Here is a 2,238-nt window from a genome sequence, read left to right on the forward strand (position 1 = left end):
GTCCCTGGTCGCGCGGGGCCGGGGCCCGTTGCGGCCGGCCTGGCCGCACGCGGTCGCCGTCCGGCGGCAGGGGGACGGCGGCCTGGGACCTGGACGTCGGCACGAAGGCACTCCTCTCGACGGCGAGCCTCGCCGACCTCGGCGTGGGATGCCCGCCGTGGGGCCCACTCCCCCACCGGCCACAACCCGGCCCGGCCACGACCAGACCGCACCGCGACCGGCCACGACCGACCACGACCGGCCACGATCGACCGCCGCCACCGGTCGCGGCGGCCGTCAGGGGGCCACGTGCACCCAGGTCGCGACCGACGGCACGTTGGCACCGTTGTCGACGAAGAGCATGTACCAGTCACCCGGCAGAACGTTCGGATTGTCCGGCACGCTCACGGTGACCGTACCGTCCGCCTGCGCCGTGATCGGCAACGCCACCGACCGTTGCTCGGTGTCGGTCACGTGGGTGTAGGCGCCGGGCCGCATCAGCCGGACCTTGCCGATCTTCTGTGAGGCGCGCAGGGTGATCGTGGTGCCCCGGGTGATCGCGCCCGGTGCGCCGCTGACCACCGGGCGCTCCCCCGCGTAGAGGTAGGGCGGCGAGTAGACCTCGACGCGGGTGTCGAACGTGTTGTCGTCGCTGAGCGGATTGGAGCCGAAGACCGCGACCCGGCCGTCGGGCAGCAGCAGGTACTCGGAGTGGTAGTCGCGGCCGACATGCGGATCGGCCACCGGGTGGAACGCCTTCGTCGCCGGGTCGTAGATCTCGGCGGTGAGGGTGTCCTTCGCCCGGTAGCGCCGTGACCCGCCCGAGACCAGCACGGTGTCGTCGGGCAGCAGCACGGCGCCCGGGTACCGCTTCGGCGAGCTGAGGTCCGGACCACGCTGCCAGGCGGGTTGCGGTGCGGACAGGTCGACGATGGCGGTGCGATCGGTCGACACCTGGGTGTCGCCCACGCCCCCGCCGCCGATGAACATCACCTTCTGGTCCTGCGCCGGGGCGAGCAGCACGGTGCCGGCCGTCTCGTTGACCTCGGGCAACGGCAGCCCGGGAACGGCCTGGAACTGGTTGTTCGTCAGGTTCCACAGCCCCGACTGCCGCGCCTCCAGCGATGCCGGCCCGTAGCCGGCGTTGGCGCCGGAGAAGAACAGCCGCCCGTCCGCGGCGAGCAGCAGCGAGGGGTAGGTCGGGAACTCCTTGACCAGCTCCGGATGTTCGATCCAGCCCGAACTCGCGATGTCGAAGGACTCGGTGTTGCCCGGGTCGATGTCGCCGTTCTCGTTGAGTCCGGAGACGGCGACGACGGCCCCGTTGGCGAGCGTGACCAGCGTCGGATACCAGCGGGCGTGCTGCAGGAATCCGGTCTTGACGTATCGCTCGCTGATCGGATCGAACACGTAGGAGTCCTTCAGCCCCTCGTACTCCTTCTTCTTGCCGTCGGGGGCGTCCGCGGCCAGCACCTCGTAGGCCTTCGTCCCGCCGGCGATCAGCAGGTCGCCGTTGGGCAGGAACGCGTGCCCGGCGCAGAAGACGTCCCACGGCGTGTAGATCTTCTGGAAGCTGTTCGCCGTCGGATCCCACAGGACGGTCTCGAACCGCTTGGCGTCGAAGTTGTTCTTGTCGTTGCCGGAGCCGGCCATCAACAGGACCTTGCCGGTGCGCAGCAGCGCGGCATGGATGGACCGCGAGCCGCTGTCCGCGACGATGTCCCAGCGTCCGTTGTCCCGCACGTACTCGGGCTGGTGGGAGCGCCAGTCGTCATACCGGTCGGACGCCCAGGAGTCCATGTACGGGAAGTTGCCGGCGATGACGACGAGCACGATGATCGTCGCCTGCAGGAGCCGCCGGCGCCGCCGGGAGGTCGTCGGCGCGGCGACGACGGGGGCCATCCGGGGGTCGTCGAGCGGCCGCAGTCCACCCGGTGGGGGCAGGTCGGAGACGGTCGGCGGGTCGGGATCCGGCGACGAGCCGGGGCGCCGGGGACGGTCGGCCATCAGCTCAGCTCCTCGAGCGTGCCGTCGAGGGTGACGCGGCGGCGGCGCGGAGTGAGCCGCATCGTGACGTCCTCGACGTAGGCGGGCAGCTCACCCGCGGCGGACACCCCGGCCAGGTCCTTGCCACGCCGGGTCAGAACGGTCTGCTGTTCGGTGTAGGCCGGCTCGTCGTCGGCGTACGCGGGCAGCCCGGTGGGCAGGTCGGCCGGCGGCTCGGCCGCCCGGCGCTCGCGGCGTCGCTCGCGCCCGTCC

Annotated in this window: 2 protein-coding genes; both read right to left on the reverse strand. The window is 71.7% G+C overall.

The features are described from left to right. Positions 1 to 276 precede the first annotated feature (276 nt). The gene (locus ND748_RS30415) at positions 277 to 1,881 is read right to left on the reverse strand and encodes a galactose oxidase-like domain-containing protein (protein ID WP_374216078.1); all 1,605 of its coding nucleotides are present in this window, start codon (positions 1,879 to 1,881) and stop codon (positions 277 to 279) included. A 104-nt stretch (positions 1,882 to 1,985) separates the two neighbouring features. Further along, positions 1,986 to 2,238 (reverse strand): hypothetical protein (locus ND748_RS30420; protein WP_251749706.1); only part of this gene is annotated, 253 nt, incomplete at its 5' end.

This window comes from Frankia sp. AiPs1 (assembly GCF_023716945.1).
Taxonomy (GTDB): domain Bacteria; phylum Actinomycetota; class Actinomycetes; order Frankiales; family Frankiaceae; genus Frankia.

Coding starts and splice junctions, on each gene's coding strand:
- ND748_RS30415 (WP_374216078.1), bottom strand. CDS start 1,881: ATGGCCCCCGTCGTCGCCGCGCCGACGACCTCCCGGCGGCGCCGGCGG.